General features: G+C 64.4%; 18 protein-coding genes. 2 read left to right on the forward strand and 16 right to left on the reverse strand.

Annotated elements, in window-relative coordinates; genetic code table 11:
- Nucleotides 1–34: 34 nt before the first annotated feature.
- The 14 genes from paaK to BRAGE_RS0124355 form a co-directional block, all read right to left on the reverse strand.
- Nucleotides 35–1,366, reverse strand: coding sequence for a phenylacetate--CoA ligase PaaK (paaK, locus tag BRAGE_RS0124290; protein WP_027558588.1), 1,332 nt, complete (start codon nt 1,364–1,366; stop codon nt 35–37).
- Nucleotides 1,367–1,407: 41 nt separating this feature from the next.
- Nucleotides 1,408–1,857: a hydroxyphenylacetyl-CoA thioesterase PaaI gene (paaI, locus tag BRAGE_RS0124295; protein ID WP_027558587.1), complete on the reverse strand. Its 450-nt coding sequence runs from the start codon at nt 1,855–1,857 to the stop codon at nt 1,408–1,410.
- Between the two features lie 55 nt (nt 1,858–1,912).
- Nucleotides 1,913–2,995: a 1,2-phenylacetyl-CoA epoxidase subunit PaaE gene (gene paaE, locus BRAGE_RS0124300; protein ID WP_027558586.1), complete on the reverse strand. Its 1,083-nt coding sequence runs from the start codon at nt 2,993–2,995 to the stop codon at nt 1,913–1,915.
- Between the two features lie 2 nt (nt 2,996–2,997).
- Nucleotides 2,998–3,501 (reverse strand): 1,2-phenylacetyl-CoA epoxidase subunit PaaD, encoded by a 504-nt coding sequence (gene paaD / locus BRAGE_RS0124305; RefSeq protein ID WP_027558585.1) that lies wholly within the window; start codon nt 3,499–3,501, stop codon nt 2,998–3,000.
- Nucleotides 3,495–4,271, reverse strand: coding sequence for a 1,2-phenylacetyl-CoA epoxidase subunit PaaC (gene paaC / locus BRAGE_RS0124310; RefSeq protein WP_027558584.1), 777 nt, complete (start codon nt 4,269–4,271; stop codon nt 3,495–3,497). Before paaC ends, paaD begins: the two co-directional genes overlap by 7 nt.
- Nucleotides 4,271–4,558 (reverse strand): 1,2-phenylacetyl-CoA epoxidase subunit PaaB, encoded by a 288-nt coding sequence (paaB, locus tag BRAGE_RS0124315; protein ID WP_008136594.1) that lies wholly within the window; start codon nt 4,556–4,558, stop codon nt 4,271–4,273. The genes paaC and paaB overlap by 1 nt, the downstream gene beginning before the upstream one ends.
- 10 nt (nt 4,559–4,568) lie before the next feature.
- Nucleotides 4,569–5,561, reverse strand: a complete 993-nt coding sequence (gene paaA / locus BRAGE_RS0124320) for a 1,2-phenylacetyl-CoA epoxidase subunit PaaA (RefSeq protein WP_027558583.1) — start codon at nt 5,559–5,561, stop codon at nt 4,569–4,571.
- A gap of 76 nt (nt 5,562–5,637) precedes the next feature.
- Entirely contained in the window at nt 5,638–6,504 is an 867-nt protein-coding gene (gene paaX / locus BRAGE_RS0124325; protein WP_027558582.1) for a phenylacetic acid degradation operon negative regulatory protein PaaX, read from the reverse strand.
- A gap of 203 nt (nt 6,505–6,707) precedes the next feature.
- Nucleotides 6,708–7,478, reverse strand: coding sequence for an esterase/lipase family protein (locus BRAGE_RS0124330; RefSeq protein WP_027558581.1), 771 nt, complete (start codon nt 7,476–7,478; stop codon nt 6,708–6,710).
- Between the two features lie 188 nt (nt 7,479–7,666).
- Nucleotides 7,667–8,953, reverse strand: coding sequence for a DUF445 domain-containing protein (locus BRAGE_RS0124335; RefSeq protein ID WP_027558580.1), 1,287 nt, complete (start codon nt 8,951–8,953; stop codon nt 7,667–7,669).
- A 176-nt stretch (nt 8,954–9,129) separates the two neighbouring features.
- Nucleotides 9,130–9,585, reverse strand: a complete 456-nt coding sequence (locus tag BRAGE_RS0124340) for a phasin (RefSeq protein ID WP_027558579.1) — start codon at nt 9,583–9,585, stop codon at nt 9,130–9,132.
- A gap of 224 nt (nt 9,586–9,809) precedes the next feature.
- Complete coding sequence (locus BRAGE_RS0124345) at nt 9,810–10,403, reverse strand: GNAT family N-acetyltransferase (protein ID WP_027558578.1); 594 nt, start codon at nt 10,401–10,403, stop codon at nt 9,810–9,812.
- The gene (locus BRAGE_RS0124350) at nt 10,400–11,482 is read right to left on the reverse strand and encodes a PHA/PHB synthase family protein (RefSeq protein WP_027558577.1); all 1,083 of its coding nucleotides are present in this window, start codon (nt 11,480–11,482) and stop codon (nt 10,400–10,402) included. Before BRAGE_RS0124350 ends, BRAGE_RS0124345 begins: the two co-directional genes overlap by 4 nt.
- The gene (locus tag BRAGE_RS0124355) at nt 11,479–11,859 is read right to left on the reverse strand and encodes a hypothetical protein (protein ID WP_027558576.1); all 381 of its coding nucleotides are present in this window, start codon (nt 11,857–11,859) and stop codon (nt 11,479–11,481) included. The genes BRAGE_RS0124350 and BRAGE_RS0124355 overlap by 4 nt, the downstream gene beginning before the upstream one ends.
- Nucleotides 11,860–12,026: 167 nt before the next feature.
- On the opposite strand from BRAGE_RS0124355, the gene BRAGE_RS0124360 reads away from it, so the two are divergent.
- A complete protein-coding gene (locus tag BRAGE_RS0124360) occupies nt 12,027–12,941 on the forward strand; it encodes an alpha/beta fold hydrolase (protein WP_027558575.1) in 915 nt (304 codons plus the stop codon).
- Nucleotides 12,942–13,066: 125 nt separating this feature from the next.
- Nucleotides 13,067–13,531 carry a nuclear transport factor 2 family protein gene (locus tag BRAGE_RS0124365; RefSeq protein WP_027558574.1) on the forward strand — a complete coding sequence of 155 codons (465 nt, stop codon included), beginning with the start codon at nt 13,067–13,069 and terminating at the stop codon, nt 13,529–13,531.
- Nucleotides 13,532–13,557: 26 nt separating this feature from the next.
- On the opposite strand, the gene BRAGE_RS0124370 is transcribed toward BRAGE_RS0124365, so the two are convergent.
- Nucleotides 13,558–14,232 (reverse strand): spermidine synthase, encoded by a 675-nt coding sequence (locus BRAGE_RS0124370; protein WP_027558573.1) that lies wholly within the window; start codon nt 14,230–14,232, stop codon nt 13,558–13,560.
- Between the two features lie 30 nt (nt 14,233–14,262).
- Nucleotides 14,263–17,499 (reverse strand): bifunctional cytochrome P450/NADPH--P450 reductase, encoded by a 3,237-nt coding sequence (locus BRAGE_RS0124375; RefSeq protein WP_027558572.1) that lies wholly within the window; start codon nt 17,497–17,499, stop codon nt 14,263–14,265.
- Between the last annotated feature and the right edge of the window lie 124 nt (nt 17,500–17,623).

Genomic DNA, 17,623 nt, shown 5'->3' on the forward strand with positions numbered 1-17,623 from the left:
TCGCCTCTGGGGCCGGTCAAGTCAATCCGTCAAGTCAGTCCTTGGGCCGCTTGTCGTAGAGCCGTTTGGCCTTGCCGAGCGAGCGCTCCAGCGTGGCCGGCGCGACCACCTGCACCCTGGAGCTGATGCCGATCGTGTTCTTGATATGGGTCGAGACCCGGTCGGCATGGTCGACGAGGCCGCGGCCGTCCCAGCTCTCGGGCCGCGCCTCGGCGATGATGGTCAGCTCGTCCATGCGGCCCTCGCGGGTCAGCTCCAGGATGAAGTGGCCGCCGCACCAGTCCGTCGCAAGCAGGACTTCCTCGATCTGGGTCGGGAACAGATTGACGCCGCGCAGGATGATCATGTCGTCGGAGCGGCCCGTCACCTTCTCCATGCGCCGCATGCCCGGCCGCGCCGTGCCTGGCAGCAGCCGCGTCAGATCGCGGGTGCGATAGCGGATCACCGGAAAGGCTTCCTTGGTGAGCGAGGTGAATACCAGCTCACCCCTCTCGCCATCGGGCAGCACCGCACCGGTCTCGGGATCGATCACCTCCGGATAGAAATGATCTTCCCAGATGTGCAGGCCGTCCTTGGTCTCGATGCATTCCTGCGCGACGCCGGGGCCGATCACCTCCGACAGGCCATAGATGTCGGTCGCGTCCATATCGAAGGCGTCCTCGATCTCGCCGCGCATCGCATTGGTCCAGGGCTCGGCGCCGAAGATGCCGACCTTGAGCGAGCACTGGCGCGGATCGAGCTTCTGCCGTTTGAACTCGTCGAGGATCGCCAGCATGTAGCTCGGCGTCACCGTGATGATGTCGGGCCGGAAGTCGTTGATGAGCTGCACCTGCCGCTCGGTCATGCCGCCGGAGATCGGCACCACCGTGCAGCCGAGCTTCTCCGCGCCGTAGTGCACGCCAAGTCCGCCGGTGAAGAGACCGTAGCCATAAGCATTATGGATGATCATGCCGGTGCGGCCGCCGGCGGCGCGGATCGAGCGCGCCATCACCTCCGACCAGGTGTCGATGTCGCGCTGGGTGTAGCCGACAACGATCGGCTTGCCCGTCGTGCCGGAGGAGGCATGCACGCGCACCAGTTTTTCGCGCGGCACGGCGAACATGTTGAAGGGATAGTTGTCGCGGAGATCCGTCTTCACCGTGAACGGGAATTTCGCGAGATCGGAGAGCTCGCGAAAGTCGGACGGATGCACGCCAGCCTTGTCGAACGCCTTGCGATAATGCGCGACGTTGTCGTAGGCGTGCTTCAGCGACCAGGCCAGGCGCTGCTTCTGCAACGCCACGATCTCGTCGCGTGAGGCGCGCTCATGCGCGTCCATCTCGGCACTATAGGAATTGCCGCCTTCCTTGAGCCTCGTCAGAGCCATCCTCGTTTCCCCACATCATTGATTTGTTCTTTTTATTGGTCTTATTGATCTTGTGTCGGCAGCCACGTCCCGGGAATGACACGCGAATGCCCACGGAATTCCGCGATGACGGTGTCGCCGGCGGTGACGCGCACATCGTAGATGCCGGAGCGGCCGCCGCGGGTGACCTCGCGCGCTTTCGCGACGAGGCGGTCGCCGAGCTTGCCGGGCTTGATGAAGGTGATCTGCCCCTGCGCCGCCACCACGCGCTCGTTGTGCGAGTTGCAGGCAAAGGCGAAGGCGGAATCGGCGAGCGTGAAGATGAAGCCGCCATGGGCGATGCGCTGGCCGTTGACCATGTCGGGCCGCACCGTCATCGCGAGCGTCGCAAAGCCCGGGCCGATCTCGACGATCTCCATGCCGAGCCCCTTGGACGCATCGTCCTCCGCCCACATCGCATCGGCGCAGGCGCGCGCAATATCCTGAGGTGACAGGGCGGCTTTGACGTTCACGCGCTTCTCCCGGCCAATCGTTTGCTCGTGATGTTCTGCTGCCTGGTCAAAACTGTCAAACGTGGTCGTAGTCGACCACAACCCGCTCGGAGGATGGCTTGGCCTGGCAGGTGAGGACAAAGCCGGCTTTCAGCTCCCAGGGTTCCAGCGAATAGTTGAGGTCCATCGGCGCCTCGCCCTCGACCAGCTTTGCGCGGCAGGTCGAGCACATGCCGCCCTTGCAGGCGAAGGGCAGATCGACACCGGCGCGCAGCGCGGCATCGAGGATGGCTTCGTCCTCCGCGACCGGCACGTCGCGGCGCTTGCCGTCGATGATTAGGGAGGCGATCGCCTTCGGCGGCGCGTCGGGTGCAACTTCCTTCTTCGGCCGTGGCTTGCCGCCGAACTCGGAGACGAAACGTTCGACATGGATGCGTTCGTCGGCGATGCCGAGGCCGCGGCAGGTTGCCTCGATCTCTTCGCTCATACCGGATGGACCGCAGATGAAGACGTGGTCGACGCTTGAAGCCGGCACCAGCGAACGCAGCAGCACCCTCACCTTCTCGCCATCGAGCCGGCCATGCAGGATCGGGATGTCCTGCTCCTCGCCGGAGATGACATGGAAGATCGAAAGGCGGTCGATGAAGCGGTCCTTCAGCTCCTCCAGCGCCTCGAGGAACATGATGTTGTCGGTCGCGCGGTTGCCGTAGAACAGGAAGAAGCGGCTGCCCGGCTCGCGCACGAGGATGCCCTTGACGATCGACAGGATCGGCGTGATGCCGGAGCCCGCGGCGAAGCCGACATGGATGCGCCCGGCTTCGGCAGGCGGGACCACGCCAAAGCGGCCCGTCGGCGTCATCACGTCGAGCTCGTCGCCGCATTTCAGCTCATCCGCGACCCAGCTCGAAAACGCGCCGCCGTCGACCTTCTTCACGGCAATGCGGATCTCGCCGTCATCAGGGCCGGAGCAGATCGAATAGGAGCGGCGGACCTCTTCGCCGTCCAGCATGGTGCGGAGCGTGAGGTACTGGCCGGGCGTGAAGGCGTAATCACCGGCGAGTTCGCCGGGGATGGTGAAGGTCATCGAGACGGCGTCCGACGCTTCGCGGCGGAGGTCGTTGACGGCCAGGCGATGGAAGCGTGGTGCGGCTGCTGACATGGTCAATGACACTTGAAGTAATCGAAGGGTTCGCGGCAGGCCTTGCAGCGCCACAGCGCCTTGCAGGAGGTCGAGCCGAATTCGGACAGTAATTCCGTCTTGTCAGAGCCGCATTGCGGGCACGCGACGGCCTCCTCGCCGAACAGCGCCCGGCGTGAACTTGAAGCTTGCGGCGGCGCGATGCCGTAAGCACGCAGCTTGCAGCGCCCTTCTTCGCTCATCCAGTCGGTGGTCCAGGCCGGCGACAGCACCGTGCGCACCTTCGGACGCTGAAAACCAGCGCGCTCCAGTGCAACCTCGATTTCGAGCGCGATCATATTCATGGCCGGGCAGCCCGAATAGGTCGGCGTGATCGCGACCTCGACATGATCGCCGTCGAGAACGACATCGCGGAGCACGCCGAGGTCGGCAATGGTCAGCACCGGAATCTCGGGATCGACCACGCTCGCCGCGGCATCCCAGGCGCGCCGGCGCAACTCGCTATCGCGCTCCAGCACCGTCACCATGTCTGCCCCGGAAAAGTGCGCTGCATCGATTGCAGTTCGGACAGGAGATGGCCGAGATGCTCGCTGTGGCGGCCGGCGCGGCCGCCCTGCTGCATCCAGTCGTTCTGCGGCAACTGGAGCGTTGCTTCACTGGCGACACCCGAGAGCGTCGTCAGCCAACGGCCGCGCAAGGTGCCGGGATCGATGGCGATACCGGCATGAATCAGCGCGCGCTCGCCATCATCGACGGCAAACATCTCGCCGGTGAAGGCCCAGAGGTGATCGATCGCGGCCTGAGCGCGCTTGTGGCTTTCATCCGTGCCATCACCAAGCCGGATGATCCATTCCGAAGCGTGACGCAGGTGATAGGCGCTCTCCTTCTCCGACTTGGCAGCAATCGCTGCGAGCGTCGTATCGCGCGAAGTCATCATCGCGCGCCAATAGAGGTCGGCGAAGGCGGAATAAAAGAACTGCCGCACCAGGGTCTGGGCGAAGTCGCCATTGGGCTGCTCGACCAGCAGCAGGTTGCGGTACTGCCGGACGTCGCGCAAATACGCGAGCTTATCCTCGTCGTTGTCGTTGCCTTCAGCCTTGGCCGCGTAGGTGTAGAGTTCGCGGGCCTGGCCGATCAGGTCGAGCGCGATGTTGGAGAGTGCCATGTCCTCTTCCAGCATCGGCGCGTGACCGCACCATTCCGACAGCCGGTGGCCGAGGATCAGCGCATCATCGGCCCGGCGTAGCGCGTACAGCACCAGCGGCGTTTCCGAGACCTGGATGTTGGCGGTCGCCATCACATGTGCCCCACTTCCTCGGGCACCTCGTAAAACGTCGGATGCCGGTAGATCTTGGATTCCGCCGGCTCGAACATCATACCCTTCTCGGCGGGATCGCTCGCGGTGATCGCGGTCGAGGGCACGACCCAGATCGAGAGGCCTTCGCCGCGACGGGTGTAGATGTCGCGGGCGGCCTGCAACGCCATGGTCGCATCGCTCGCATGCAGCGAGCCGACATGCTTGTGCGCGAGCCCGTTGCGGCTGCGAATGAAGACTTCCCACAGCGGCGTGTTCGGCGTGGCCATATTGATCTCCTTATTCCGCGGCTTGCGCGGTCTGACGCTGCGCGCGCTTGGCCGCATAAGCGGCCGCCGCCTCGCGCACCCAGGCGCCCTCGTCGTGCGCCTTGCGGCGCGCGGCCATGCGATCGCGGTTGCAGGGGCCGTTGCCGGCGAGCACCTGCTTGAACTCGGTCCAGTCGATTTCGCTGTAGCGCCAGTGGCCGTCGGCGTCCTGAATCATGCCGGGATCGGGAATGGTGAGGCCGAGATATTGCGCCTGCGGCACGGTTGCATCGACGAATTTCTGGCGCAGCTCGTCATTGGAGAAGCGCTTGATCTTCCACTTGGTCGAGGTGTCGCTGTGCTGGCTGGTCGCATCAGGCGGACCGAACATCATCAGCACCGGCCACCACCAGCGGTTCAGCGCGTCCTGCGCCATCGCCTTCTGCTCGTCCGAGCCGCGGCACAGCGTCAGCATGATCTCGTAGCCCTGGCGCTGGTGGAACGACTCCTCCTTGCAGACGCGGATCATCGCGCGCGCATAGGGGCCATAGGAGCAGCGGCACAGCGGGATCTGGTTCATGATCGCGGCGCCATCGACCAGCCAGCCGATCGTGCCGATGTCGGCCCAGGTCAGCGTTGGATAGTTGAAGATCGAGGAGTACTTGGCCTTGCCGGCGAGCATCGCATCGACCAGCTCCTCGCGCGAGGTGCCGAGCGTCTCGGCGGCGGCGTAGAGATACAGCCCATGGCCGCACTCGTCCTGCACCTTGGCGAGCAGCGCGGCCTTGCGGCGCAAGGTCGGCGCGCGCGTGATCCAGTTGCCCTCGGGCAGCATGCCGACGATTTCGGAATGGGCGTGCTGGGAGATCTGGCGGGTCAGCGTCTTGCGATAGGCCGCCGGCATCCAGTCGTTCGGCTCGATGCGCTCCTCGGCATCGATGCGGGCCTGGAACTGCGCAGCTCGGCCTGCGTCCTCAAGACCGCGATCGTCAGTCTCGGCCGTGTTCAGCGCCTGGGTGTACATGCGCGTCCTCCCGTTTTATTGGGAGGCAATATATAACAGAAATTACGTCATGCAAGATATTTCTGTAACATAAAGATCAGACGCCGAACCTCCTTTCCAGGAGCTTTCGGGCGGGTGGCAGCGGCCCCTTTTCGTTGGTTCCATGGCCATCAAGCCATTGTTCGGACGGGGCAAGCAGCGCGCGATAGATCTCGCCGCAGAGCGCGCGAGCCGCCCTGCCCGGCCAGTCCCCCGGCAGCAGGCTCTCGGGCAGCAGCGGATCGCGCAGCACGACACGGCGGTAATAGTGGATCAAGAGGATGCGCGCGGTGAAGGCGTCGGCGTCAGAAAGATCCGTACCGCGCGCGATCGCGGCGCGGAGCGGCTCAAAGGTCTTCATGAATTTCAGATAGGCGTCCGCGGTGCGCTCCAGCGGCCAGCTCGCGCTGAGCAGTCGGCGGCCATTGTCGTCCTCCGCGGAGACTTCGAGACGGATCGCACCCGCGGCCTCCTCCGGCACCGGCACGCCTGACGGCGCGACCCAGACACCGGGAAGCGGACTGCCAAAGCCGGCGTTGCGCAGCGCTTCGCGCGAGGCGTCGCGGTCTTCGCCATTGCCGATCAGCAGCAGCTCGAAGCGCCCGGTCCAGTCCGACGGCGGCGGATCGTAGATGTGGCGCGTCGCGGCTTCAAACGTCTGGCGGCCCTTGTCGGCGAGGCGATAGAAACTGTTGCGGCCGACCTTTTCGCGCGTCAGCCAGCCATCGGCGGCAAGCCGCGACATCGCGGTGCGCACCACGCCGCTGTCGATGTCGAGGCCTTCGAAGAACTCCAAGAGCGTGCCGAGCCACACCGAACCGCCGCGCGGCACGATGGCGTCGCCGAACACGGTGATGACGATGGAGCCGGTGCGCGACGGCTCGCGCTTGAGCTGGTCGATGATGCGTGAGAGCGGATGCGCCATGCGCGAGGCATAGCGCGTTTGGTGCAGGCGCGACAATGGACGGGAGCGACGCTTACTCTCCCTCTCCCCGTTCTTACGGGGAGAGGGTTGGGGTGAGGGGCCTCTCTCCGCGAATGAGATGGACGTGAGACCTGTACCCCCTCACCCGGATCGCAAGAGCGATCCGACCTCTCCCCGCAAGCGGGGCGAGGCGAAGAAGCGCACTACCTGTGCGGGTCGGGATAGGCCAGGCTACGCCAGCCGCTGCGATCGAACGGGCGCCACTGGCCCTCCTTCTGCGCGAGCCGGTCGGCGACGGCATAGACGGCGGCGGGATGATGGCCCATGCCGCAATGGCTGCTTTCGACCTCGATGCTCTCGGTCTGCGCACCTGACTTCTCCATGCAGCCCTGCCAGGCGCAAACGCCATCGGTGCGGCTGAAGATGGCGGTGGTCGGCACCGGCGGCGGCACCGCGAGTTCGCCGCCGAACTGCGGATCGACCTCGTCGGCGCGGCGGCCGCTCGCCCATTCATAGACGCGCCACGCATTGGTCGACCTGGGATCGCCCGCGAAGGGGCTGCCGAGCGTGATCACCTGGCGCACGCGCTCGGGCATCATCTTGGCGAGCTGGCGCGCATAGAGGCCACCGAGGCTCCAGCCAACCAGGCTGATCTTGCGGCCGTGCTTGTCGCTGAGCTCCTCGACCAGATCGACCATCGCATGCTGCACGCCCGGGCGCAGGCCGTAATTGCGGCCCTGGCGCCAGCCGCTCACCGCATAGCCCTTGCTGGTCAGGAACGTGCGCAGCGCGCGCGTGGACTCATCAGAAGCGACGAGGCCCGGCAGCACCAGCACCGGATGCCCGTCGCCGCGCGGCGCGAGGCTCAAGAGCGGCAGTGCGCCGAGGAATGCGCCGAACTCGTGGATCGCGCGCCCTTCCAAGAACATCAGAGTACGGGATGGCGGACGCAGCGTCTGGGCAGTAGCGGTCATCAATGGATCCCCTGGAGAAGGCGCCGGTCGCGATGCCGGCAATGGGCATGAATTCCAATACGCCGGCTTCTTGAACGTTCCGCAGCGCAACATGAATCAGCTAGGCGGCCGGTTCCCGACATTCAAGCGGGAGAGACGCAAGGCGACAATAGGCCCGCGCGTTAATGCTAACGGCCGTGACGCAAAAGTCACAACAATCGAAGCAGGAATTCTACGGAGTAGAGCGCAAGGCCGGCGAGCCCACCGATCAGCGAGCCGTTGAAGCGGATGTATTGCAGGTCGCGGCCGATGTTGATTTCGATCAGCGAAATCAGCTGCGTCATATTCCACGCCTTGACCTGGTCGGAGATGAAGGTCGAGACGCCGCTCTTCTGGTCGGCGACGAAGCTGCGCAGCACCGTCACCAGGCCCTGGTTGATCTCGCCGCGCAGCTCGGCATCGGCGGCGAGCGCATCGCCTGCCGAAACGAACATGCCGGCGAGATGATGCTGGAGCACCTGCGTCTCGCCGCTCGCGCTGCGCTCGATGAAGGAGCGCATGTTGGCCCAGACGGTACGGGCAAGCTCGGCAAGCTCGGGGCGCGCGAGCAGATCACGCTTCAAGCCGTCGATGCGGCCGATATAGGCCTGATCGGTGCCGAGGCGATCGACGAAGCTCAGCACCATGCGATCGAACTCGCCGCGGAACGGATGCTTGGGATCGCTGCGCACCTCGTTGAAGAACGCGGTGGCGGACGACACGATCTTGTTCACCAGAAACTTGTCGGCACGATAGAGCTTGAGCAGGGTCGGCAATTCCGCGCGCACCTTGTCGCGGATCATCGCCATCGTCTCTTTCTGGTTCATCGTCTCGTGCATCACCCGCAGGAGATCGTCGAACAGGATCTGGTGCCGCCCCTCCGCGACGAAGCCGCGCAGCGTGCCGGCCGCGAGCGGCGCGAGGTCGATGGCCTGGAGCTGCGAGGACATGCGGCGGACGATGAAGGTCATCAGGCCCGAGCTTTCCGTCGCGGAGACGGCTTCCGGCAGCAGGCGCAGCGCGAAACGCGCGAGATCGTCGCTGCGCTTGCGGTCACGCAGCCAGTCGGCGACGAAGGAGCCGAAATCGATCTCCTTCAGCTTGGCCTCGACGGGACCGGCCTCGAGGAAATGCACCTGGATGAACTCGCCGAGCTTGTCGGCGATGCGGGCCTGGTTGCTCTGGATGATCGCGGTATGCGGGATCGGCAGGCCGAGCGGCCGCTTGAACAGCGCGACCACCGCATACCAGTCGGCGAGCCCGCCGATGGTCGCGGCTTCCGCGAAGGCGGCGATGAAGCCGAACACGGGATGCACGGGCAGAAGCCATTTTGCGAGGATGAACAGCGCCAGCGTCGAGGCCAGCACCAACGTCGCCAAGGCCTTCACGCGGCGCAGCTCGGCCGCGCGTTCGGCGTCGCCGGGGGTGTCGAAGGTGAAGGTGGCGGGTGCGTTCATGATAAATTCTAGAGTACGTCATTCCGGGGCGGTCCGCAGGACCGAACCCGGAATCTCGAGATTCCGGGTTCGCCCTTCGGGCGCCCCGGAATGACAAGTGGTGATGACCGCGGCGCAAAAAACAAAGGCCCGCCGAAGCGGGCCTCAAATTCAGTTTCTCTACTCAGGGCGCCGGATCAGGCAGTCTTGGTGTAGACCTTGGCAAAATTGTCCTGAGCGGACTTCGCACCGTTGGCGGCGAGCTTGCCGAGATAGTCGGCGGTCGCCTTGGCGCGCGAAACGAACACTTCGCCGCGGGCGCGGAGCAGGCTTGACTGGATCTCGACGGCTTCGCTGACCGACTTGGCCGACGCGAGCTTGTCGATGCCCGAGAAGAACGCCTCGGCGTCCTCGTAGATCGCCTGCTGGATGTTGCGGCTGATCTTGCCGGCTTCAGTGACGGACTCGGTCACCGCGTTCTCGACGGCGGCGGTCACGCGCTCGGAGCCAGCGAACACCTCGGCAGCACGGTCCTTGGCGGTGTTGGCAGTCTTCTTGACGAATTCGCGGGCGGCCTCGGGAACTTCCAGATTCTGGATGTTCTTGAAAGCGTCCTTGAAGCCCTCGAAAGCAGTGTTGGTTTCAGTGGTCATGGGGTTCTCTCCATCCTCATTGGGTTGAGCTATGGGCTCACCCCGTCCGCATTGGCCCGGGGCACGGCTTATATGGCATAGTTAATTGTGCGGTGCAATATTCTTATTGCACTGCGATATCACGAGATCGTGAACAGCCTTAACGGGAGGCAATCTGCTGCCTTCGTGGCCCCTACCTACTGTGCATGGGGTTGAATTCCACTTTTTGTTTGCTGGACGGCGCCCTAATGCTGGACCGCGCCCGGCAACCCGTAGGCCTCCATCTGGGCCTGCACCTGCGCGATGTTGTGGCCGAGCACGACGATGTCGTGGGTCTTGCCATCGACGTCCCGGACATGATCGCGCAGCAGCGCCTCGGCCTTGAAGCCGAGGCTCTCGAACAGCGCGATCGCCGCCTGCTGGTCCACCGTCATCTGCACCGAGAGCTTTTCGAGGCCCGCGCCCAGCGCGAGCGCAAAGGTCTCCTGCGATACCGCCTTTCCCACCCCCTTCCCGCGCACATCGGGCGAGACCACCATGCGGATCTCTCCGACATGCGGCGACCAGGAGTGGGGATCGCGCACCAAGGTGCCGCAGCCAACCACCCTGCCGTCCTTGACGGCGAGCAGGCTCTGAATCGCGCCGCGCTCGATCTCCTTGACCCAGGCCGACAGCACCTTTGGCTCGCTGATATTGCGCGGCAGGAACAACAAATCATGGGTCGGCAGGCCCTTGCCGAAGGCCAGCACCGCGGCCTCGTCCGCGGGCGACATCAGGCGGATCTCGATGTCGCCGGCGTCGGTCTTGACGTGACGCGGATAGGAACGCTGCTCGCTCATGTCGATCTCTTCCCCAGCCAGGAGTCCAGTTTCGGCCACAGCCGCTTCACCGCGTTGGCGCCCGCAACGAGCGAGACGTGACCGCCCTTCAGCATCACCTCTTCCTTGTCCGCCGAGCCGATCTTGGCGATCAGGTGCTTTGCGGCGTCATAAGGCACGATGTGATCGTGCTCGGCGACCGCATGCAGGATCGGCACCTTGATGTCCTCGAGCTTCGCCGCACGGCCGCCCACCGACATGGTGTCGTTGAACAGCTTGTTGTCCCACATCAGATCCTTGGTGATGGTGCGGAAATATTCGCCCGCCAGCGGCAGCGTGTCGGTCGCCCAGCGGTCGAACATCCGATAGGACTTCACGAACTCGTCGTTCCAGATGTTTTCCCAGAGCTGGATCTGGCTCACCGTGCGCGAGGCCGGACGCAGCATCTCGAACGAGGACAGGATCATCTCCGGCGGCACGTTGCCGACGCTGTCGACGAGGCGGTCGACGTCGAAATAGCGACGGTCGGAGAAGTTCGAGAACAGCTTCATCTCGCGGAAGTCGATCGGCGTGGTGAAGCAGATCAAATTCTTCATCGGCCCGTCCGGGAAAATCGAGCCGTAAAGCAGCGACAGCACGCCGCCGAAACAATAGCCGACGACGGAGACATCTTGCTCGCCGGAATCGGCTTGCACGCGGCGCACGCAATCCGGGATGAAGTCGAGGACATAGTCCTCCATGCGCAGGTTCTTCTCCTCTGGGCGCGGCGCGCTCCAGTCGAGCATGTAGACGTCGTAGCCGCGCTTCAGCAGGAACTCGATGAAGCTCTGGCCGGGTACGAGGTCGAGAATGTAGCCGCGGTTGGTGGTCGCCATCACGATCAGCACCGGCACGCGGTAGATCTCGTCCGACATCGGCCGGTAGTGATAGAGACTCATCGTGCCGCGCGAATGCAGCACGTCCTTCGGCGTGGAGCCGAGCGTGGGACCGGAGGTGGAGAAATATTCGACGCCCTTGATGCTGCGCATGATGGCGCGCTGCACTTCGGACTGGATGCGCTCCGGGATGGCTGCAAAATCAAGTCCCGTTGGCGCGTTCATTCTTGCTCTCCGCCTTCGGACGGCGGCCGTTTCGTGCGCGGCGGCCGCGGCGCAGCGCCAATCTGCTCCGCGCCCGAACTGGCCGACATCTGGCTCAGCATCGACTTGATCTCACCGAGCTGGCCCTCGATCGACTGAAGCCGCTCGGCGATACCGGTCATCTGCTCGCGGCTCGGCAGGTTCATGGAGAGCAGGTATTTCTCCATGAGATCGCCGAATTGCTTCTGAGCACCTGCAGCAACGCCGCCAGCGCGGTTCATGGCCTGCGAGAATTCGGGCGTCTCCATGGCCTTGGTCGCGAAGGAGTTGAAACCCTTCTCCATCTCGCCAACCATCTGCTGCCACAAGGCAACCGGATCGGTGATCTTGTCGGTCATCAGCGTCCTCCCAATGTGGAGGGCTTTGCACCCTTCTTGTCTCGCCATACCACACCGTTGCGCGATGCCGGTCAACCGGCAAGCCACGGGCGCGGTGTCGCGCACGCGGCTTCATCATGGAACGAAACCGTGCGATACAGCATCGATCAGCAGGAGGGACCGCGCCCGTGACCACCCATCAGCCGCCCCAGACCGTCCGCGCCAACGGCATCGACATCTGCTACGAGATTTTTGGCAACGACAATGCCGAGCCGCTGCTGCTGATCATGGGGCTCGGGGCGCAGATGATCCATTGGGACGATGGGTTCTGCGAGCAACTTGCCGCACGCGGCTTTCGTGTGATCCGCTTCGACAATCGCGACATCGGCAAGTCGAGTCATCTCACCGGCGGCAAGCGCCTGACGCCGCTCGAGCTGCTGAAGCTGCGCTTCCTCAGGATTCCCGTCGCCGCGCCCTACAAGCTGATCGACATGGCCAGGGACACGATCGGGCTGATGGACGCGCTCGGCATCAAGTCGGCGCATCTGGTCGGCGCATCCATGGGCGGCATGATCGCGCAGGAGGTGACGCTGTCGTTTCCCGAGCGCGTGCGCTCGCTGACCTCGATCATGTCGACCACCGGCAATCCACGCATCCCGCCGCCGACGCGCGAAGCCGCGGCGATGCTGATGGCGCCGCCGCCACAGAGCAAGGAAGAGTTCATCGTCCGCTTCGGCCAGACCTGGAAAGTGCTGCGCGCCGGGTCGTTTCCGGAAGAGGAAGCTCTCGACCCCGGCCGCGCCGAGCGCGTGTTCGCGCGCGGCCTCAATCCGGCCGGCGTCGGCCGACAGCTCCGCGCCGTGCTTGCCTCCGGCAGCCGCAAGGAGCGCCTGCATGGCGTCAAGACACCGACGCTGGTGATCCACGGCACGGTCGATCCGCTGGTGCGGCCCGAAGGCGGCAAGGACACGGCAGCGTCCATTCCCGGCGCCAAGCTGCTGATGATCGAGGGCATGGGTCACGCTTTGCCGATGCGCTTCTGGCCGGAGATCATCGCCGCCATCGACAAGCACGCGCATGGCGCGGCGGCGAAGGCGGCGTAGACCGGCAGGTCTCCTCACGGTGACCATGTGAGCTTCCGGTTACTCTCTTAACGCAAGCCGGCGCGAAAGCTATACAGGCCTCCCTCAGTCGCAAGATAAAGGGGCTGCGGCCTCTCGGAGTTCACATGCATCCCATCGTCCGGCCCGTCGCAATGATTGCGGCCTCCATTCTCACGTTGTCCTTCGCTGGCGGCGCTGCGATTGCCGGCAGCCCGCAGGAAGAAGCCAATCGCGCCGCCGTGCTTGCCTTCTACGAAAAGGGCCTCAACCAGAAGGACGTCGATGCCGCCCTTGCCTATGTCGGCGACCGCTATGTGCAGCACAATCCCAATGCGGCCGATGGTCCGGAAGGTTTCCGGAAATTCATCGGTTTCCTCCGTGAAAAGTTTCCGAACTCGCACAGCGAGATCAAGCGCAGCTTCGTGGATGGCGACTACGTCATCCTGCACGTTCACTCCGTTCGCGAGCCCGGCACCAGGGGCCGCGCGATCGTGGACATCTTCAAGCTGGAGAACGGCAAGATCGTCGAGCACTGGGACGTCGTCCAGGAGATTCCCGAGACCCCGGCGAACGGCAACACGATGTTCTAGCGGAGACGCGTAGTCCGGATGGTCGCCTAACCCTTCCGCGCCATCCAGATCACATGGCGCGCGCCACCGCCTCTGCCGGTCGCGCGGACGTTGACTTCGTTGACCTCGAAACCGCCGCTGCGAACGCGCTTGGTGAATGCGGGGTTGGGTCCCGACGACCAGACCGCGAGCACACCGCCGGGCCGCAGCGCCGTCTTTGCAGCTTTAAGCCCGCTCGCACTATACAGCGCGTCATTGCCTTTCCGGGTCAGCCCTTCCGGCCCGTTGTCGACATCGAGCAGAATGGCATCGAAGGCCGAGCTCTTCGCCCGGATGATCTCGCCGACGTCGATCTCGCGGATGCTGACGCGTGGATCATCGAGGCTGTCACCAAAAACCTCCGCCATCGGCCCTCGCGCCCAGGCAACGACCGACGGCACGAGCTCGGAGACGACGATCTTCGCCTTGGCGCCGAACACGGCGAGCGCCGCGCGCAGCGTAAAACCCATGCCGAGACCGCCGATCAGGACGACAGGCTTGGCAACCTTCTCGATTCTCTTCGCCGCGAGCGTCGCGAGCGCGGCCTCGGAACCCGACAGGCGGCTGTTCATCAGCTCGTTGGTGCCGAGCTTGATGGAGAACTCCTTGCCCCGGCGCATCAGGCGTAGCTCTTCGTCGGAGCCGGGGATTTTGGCTGTGTCGAGTTTTTCCCAGGGAATCATGAGGGAGCTTTAGCACGATCGGGCGAACAATCACCCGCCCGCCCAGACGTCCAGCACATACCGGTTCTTCGTGCCCATGTCCTCGATCCAGCGTGCGCCAGTGGCGGCATCGCTGCCGGTCTTCTCGCGATGGATCGCGACCAGCTCGGCCTTCACGTCGGGCTCCATCTTGCCGCCATCGCCGCAGACATAGATGATCGCACCCTGCTCGATCAGCGGCCAGACCTTGTCCTTTTGGGCGGCGAGCACGTGCTGCACATAGGTCTTCGGTCCATCCGCGCGCGAGAACGCCGTGAACAGCTCGGTGATGCCGCCGGCCGCCAGCGCCTTCAGCTCCTCCGCATAGAGAAAATCCTGGTCGGGATGGCGGCAGCCGAAGAACAGCATGGCTGGGCCGAGGGTGGCCCCTTTCGCCTTGCGCGCGGCGCGCTCCTGCAGAAAGCCGCGGAACGGCGCGAGGCCCGTGCCCGGGCCGATCATGATGATCGGCACGGATGGGTCATCCGGCAAACGGAAGCCGGCCTTGGTTTCGCGCACGGTGGCGTAGATCGTATCGCCCGTGCGCCGGTTGGCGAGATAGTTCGAGCAGATGCCTTTGTAGACGCCGCGCCCGGAGGCCGCCGGCCCTTCGACCACGCCGACGGTGACGCTGCATCGCGCCGGATCGACTGACGGCGAGGACGAGATCGAGTAATAGCGCGGCGCCAGCAGCGAGAGCATTTCCAGGTAAACGTGGAACGGCAATTCGCAGGCGGGATATTCCAGCAGCAGGTCGAACACCGATTTGCGCCTGGACAGGATCTCGGTGCGGTAACGCTCTAGCGTATCAGCCTCCTCGCCGACGAAGGCCAGCAGCTTCGGCTTTGTGACGGGGCAGCGGGTGTGATCCGCCATGATCTGGATTTGCTTGCGCGTTGCGACCTGTTGCAGCTCGACGAACTCGCTGAGCAGGCGGCCGACCGATACGGCATCGCCCACCGGCAATTGTGCGCGGCGGCCTTCTGCGACCTGAAGCCTGATCTGGTCGGCCGGCAGGAAGCCGAAGCGGCGGGCAACTGAATCCACCAGCGTCGGATCGTTGCGAGGGACCACACTCAAATGATCGCCGACGCGATAGCTGATGTTGGACGGCAGCTGCACCTCGATATGGCGCGTCGAGCGCTCCGAGGGATTGGACCCGACCTTGTTCTGGAGCTCGCCATTGACCAGCACCTTCATCGCCACCGCGCCACCCTGAGCGACGATGGTGTTGACGGCGGTCACCGCCACCGGCTCGATCGCATAGAGCGGATCGTCTTCCGCGGTGCGGGTGAAATTCCAGTCGATGCCGAATTCCTTGGTCGCGACCTGCGCGGCCGCCGGGAACCATTTCTGGAACTGGCCGTCGAGGTCGCTGCGCGCATCGCCCTCGCCGCGCGGATAGACCGCGCGCGCACCATGCCCCGACAATTTCTCGTCGATGAAGCGCGGCACCGATTGATAGGTCGCGGCCCAATCGCTGTTACCGCAGCCGAACACGGCGTAGCGCACATTGGCGAAGGCATCCTTCGGCAGGTCCTCGCCGAGCCATTTGACGAACTGCGTCGCGTTGTCAGGCGGGGCGCCGTTATACGAGGCGCAGATGATCAGCACGCCGCCCTCCTGCGGCAGCTTGCCGACATAGTCGTCCAGCGCTCCGAGATGCACGGCAAAGCCGTTGATCTCGGCAAGATCCGCCATGCGGGTGGCAAGCTCCTCGGCGGTGCCGAGATTGGAGCCGTACAGCACCAGCATCGGCGTGTTGTGGCCGGGGCGCGTGGTCGGCTGGCGCTGCGCCTTCGGCGCCGAGGATGCAGCCGCGATCGGCCCGCCATAGGCGCCGCGCTCGCGGTCGGCCCGCGGCCGCACCTTGATCTTGAAGCCTTCCGGCTTCATCGTCAGGGTTTCCTTCAGATGCATCTGGTAGCGCTGGTGATCGATCAGCTTGAAGCGCTGCAGGATCATGCCGAGTGCGAGTGCGGCCTCGTGCATGGCAAAGCCACGGCCGATGCAGGCGCGCTGACCGTTGCCGAACGGCTTCCAGGCATTGACTGGCCGTTTCGCCTCGGCCTCGCGGCTGAAATTCTCGGGATCGAAGGCATCCGGATTCGGCCCCCAGACAGAGGGATCGCGATGCAGCGCCGTCACCAGGATGGTGATGAAGGTGCCTTTCCTGAGCTTGTACTTGCCGCCGCCGATGGTCTCGTCCGCGAGCGGCGAGATGCCGTAGGCGGGCGCCGGCGGCCACAGCCGCAGCGCCTCCTTCAGGATCTGCGTGATGTAGGTGAGCTGCGTCACCTGCTGATAGGTCGGCTTCGCGTTGACATCAGGGCCGAAGACGCGGTCGACCTCGTCATAGGCCTTCTTGAGAATGTCCGGATGCTTGAGCAGCGCATAGAGCGTGTAGGACAACAGGCCGCTGGTGGTCTCATGCCCCGCGATCAGGAAGGTGTTGATCTGGTAGCGGATATTGACGTCGTCGAGCTGCTCGCCGGTGGAGCGATCGACGCCGGTCATCATCGCGGCGAGCATGTCCTTCTTGTCGTCGATCCCTTCCGCGCTCTTGCGGCGCTCGGCGATGATCTCGTCGACCATCTTGTTCATGAAGGCGACGTCTTCGGCGAGCGTCTTGCGCCGCTTTTGCATCCAAAACTGCTCGAACGGCAGGCCGCGCGTCATCATGATGGTTTCGAGCGAGCGCACCAGCGACTCGACGAAGGGATGGTAGTCTCGGCGGTAGAACGAGTTGAAGCGGTAGTCGAAGCCGCACAGGCCGATCGTATCAAGCGTCAGCGCGGTCATGTCGTGGACGACGTCGATCTCGTCGTCGGCGTTGAGCCGCTCCCATTTCTGCACGAGCTGCTCGGCGATATCGACCATGCTCGGGTGATAGGACTGCATGGCGCGGTTGCCGAACGGCTGCAGCAGAATGTTGTGCGCCTTGCTCCAGTTCGGCTCGCGGGTGTCGGCCGTGAACAGGCCGTCGCCGCCGACCGCGCGCACACGCCGCAGCGCACCGCGCACCGTCTTGTCGAAACGCTTCTCGTCGGAGAGCTCGTCAACGAGATCGTGGCCGGAGACGACGACGATCGGCGCGCCCATCATGTCGAGCCAGAAGATCGGACCCAGGTCCTTGGCCAGCCGCGTCAGGTGCTGCACGGGGGCAGCGGAATCCAGCGACAGCATGTTGCCGACCACCGGCTTGGTCGGCGGCTGCGGAATCGGGTTCAGTCGGTTCTTGGATGACATGAAAAGTGCTTCCCCCTGATCGCGTCATTCCGGGGCTCGCGAAGCGAGAACCCGGAATCTCGAGGTTCCGGGTCTGGTCCTTCGGACCATCCCGGAACGACGTCTAAATCTCACATCGACGACC

This window comes from Bradyrhizobium genosp. SA-4 str. CB756 (assembly GCF_000473125.1).
In the GTDB taxonomy this organism is placed as follows: Bacteria; Pseudomonadota; Alphaproteobacteria; order Rhizobiales; family Xanthobacteraceae; genus Bradyrhizobium; species Bradyrhizobium arachidis.